The organism is Pseudonocardia sp. McavD-2-B (assembly GCF_024124365.1).
Classification (GTDB): Bacteria; Actinomycetota; Actinomycetes; order Mycobacteriales; family Pseudonocardiaceae; genus Pseudonocardia; species Pseudonocardia alni.
The window spans coordinates 1-2,528 of sequence record NZ_JAMXSG010000451.1; the positions used below are offsets into that span (position 1 = coordinate 1).

Genomic DNA, 2,528 nt, shown 5'->3' on the forward strand with positions numbered 1-2,528 from the left:
GTCGTCGCGCGACCGGTCCCCGCGGGCCCGGTCACCGCCCGACCTGTCGCCGCCGCGGTGCCGGTCGTCGCCGGCGCGCCGCTCGGGGCGGTCGGACCGGTCGGGCCGGTCGCGGTCGGGTCGGGGGTCCTGCTCGCTCACGTGGTCTCCTCGGCGGGGTCCGCCGTGGCCGGGGGCCGGCCGTCGTCCGGGATGTCGGGAAGTCGGTGTGGTGTCGGGAGGTCGGTGCGCCGGACCGCGGCGGGTGGCGGCGGGTCAGCCCAGGTACTCGACGCCGTCGATCCGGGCGCCGCGGGCCCAGTCCGGTGCGGGCATGAACCGCTTGCCCTTCGGCTTCACCTCGCCCAGCTCGACGGGGACGGTCGCGGTCCCGGCCAGCACCCGGCGGCGCTCGACCCGCAGCTCCCCCGGCGCGAGCTCGACCTCACCGGTGCGCAACGGGCGGACCGGGCCGAGCCCGAGGCGGTCGTCGCGGAATCCGCACCACGCGCCGGGCTCGGGGGTGACCGAGCGGATCAGCCGGTCCAGCGCGGCGGCCGGGGTGGTGAAGTCGGCGCGGGCGTCGGCGGTCGTGACCTTCGGCGCGAGCGAGACCCCCTCGGCGGGCTGCGGGACGGCGGTCAGCGTGCCGTCGGCGATGCCGTCCAGGGTCGCGGCGAGCAACCGGGCACCGGACTCGGCGAGCCTGCCCAGAAGGTCGCCCGCGGTGTCGGTCGCGCCGACGGTCTCGGTGACCAGGCCGTAGGTGGGCCCGGTGTCCATGCCCTCCTCGAGCCGGAACGTGGTGGCGCCGGTGACGTCGTCGCCGTGCCGGATCGCGGACTGCACCGGGGCCGCGCCGCGCCAGGCGGGCAGCAGCGAGAAGTGCAGGTTGACCCAGCCGTGGACGGGCACGTCCAGCACCGGGCGGGGCAGCAGCGCCCCGTAGGCGACGACCGGTGCGCAGTCCGGGGCGAGCGCGCGCAGGGTGTCGAGGAACTCCGGGCCCGACGGCTTCGCGGGGGTCAGCACGGGGATCCCCGCCGCGTCGGCGAGCTCGCCGACCGGGGAGCGGGTGAGCCTGCGGCCGCGCCCGGCGGGGGCGTCCGGGCGGGTCAGCACCGCGACGACCTCGTGGCCGGGGTGCTCCAGCAGCGCCCGCAGCGACGGCACCGCCGGGTCGGGGGTGCCGGCGAACAGCAGCCTCATCGAGCCTTGCCGAACATGGGGTGCGGGCTCGCCTTGACGACCGGCTCGGGCTCGCCGAACCAGGCGGCCTCCCGGATCTCGCGCATCGCCAGCTTGCGGGTCTCGGCGTCGAGCCGGTCGACGAACAGCACGCCGTCGAGGTGGTCGGTCTCGTGCTGGATGGCCCGCGCCAGCAGCTCGGAGCCCTCGACCACCTGCGGCTCACCGTGCATGTCCCAGCCCCGCGCGACGACGTGCAGCTTGCGCCGGCAGTCCCAGCCGAGCCCGGGGATGGACAGGCAGCCCTCCATGCCGAACTGCTCGTCCTCACCGACGGCCTCCCAGGTCGGGTTGACCAGGTGCCCGGAGAAACCGTCGCAGTCGTAGACGAACACCCGCTTGCCGACGCCGATCTGCGGCGCGGCCAGGCCGGCGCCGCCCTCGTCGTGCATGGTGTCGGTCAGGTCGCTGACGAGCTTGCGCAGCTCCGCGTCGAAGTCGGTGACCTCGGTGGCGCGGGTGCGCAGGACCGGGTCGCCGAACAGCCGGACGGGCTGGATGGGCACGGGCTTCCCCTCACGGCGGACGAGTGCGGTGATCAGCGCTCCATTGTGCCACTGCGGCACCGCCGTCCCCCTCCGCGGTCACGCCGGTGACGCGGCGCACCGCTCAGTCGATCTCGTCGGGGTCGAGCCGGACCCGGACGGTCTCGGGGGCCTTGCGGGCGGTGCGCAGGGCCTGCGCGTCGTGCAGGGCACGGGCCAGGTCGCGACCGGCGCGGCGCGGGACCCGCAGCAACGCGCGCTCGCGGACCTCGTCGGCGGTGCCGTGACCGGCGCCGGGCCGGTCCGGCGGGTCGATCTCGACCGGTCCGAGCAGCTCCACCCCCTCGGGCGGGGACGGGTCGACGCGCCCGGTGCCGAGCACCGCGTCACAGATCTCGGCGACGGCGGCGGGCGGCCCCTCCACCGAGGCCATCCGGATCGCGGGCGGGAACCCCACCTCGGCGCGTTCGGCGAGCTCGGCCGCGGCGTGCCCGGCCGGGTCCCACCGCACCAGCGCCTGCACCGTCGGCACCGACGCCTCGGCGACGACGACGACCCGTCCGCCGTCGGTGTGCGGCACGACCCCGGCGGCCGCGGCGAACCAGCGGCGCAGCGTCTCCTCGGCGACGCGCAGGTCCGGCCGGGCGAGCATCGCCCAGCCGTCGAGCAGCAGCGCGGCGCCGTAGCCGGCCCCACCGCCGTCGACGACCGGCTCCGCCCCCGGCGTGGCGACGACCAGCGCGGGCCCGGGCGGGACGGTGTCGAGCACCTCGGCGCCCCCGCCGGAGGTCCGCACGGTGACACCGGGGAAGGCGC

The 2,528-nt window shown here is 77.2% G+C and carries 2 protein-coding genes and 1 pseudogene; all 3 read right to left on the reverse strand.

Annotated elements, in window-relative coordinates:
- Positions 1–255: 255 nt before the first annotated feature.
- Positions 256–1,188, reverse strand: coding sequence for a methionyl-tRNA formyltransferase (gene fmt, locus NH602_RS30045; protein WP_073574700.1), 933 nt, complete (start codon positions 1,186–1,188; stop codon positions 256–258).
- Positions 1,185–1,733, reverse strand: coding sequence for a peptide deformylase (gene def, locus NH602_RS30050; protein ID WP_062403164.1), 549 nt, complete (start codon positions 1,731–1,733; stop codon positions 1,185–1,187). The genes fmt and def overlap by 4 nt, the downstream gene beginning before the upstream one ends.
- Positions 1,734–1,836: 103 nt before the next feature.
- Positions 1,837–2,528: pseudogene (locus NH602_RS30055) on the reverse strand (primosome assembly protein PriA); the annotation flags it as partial.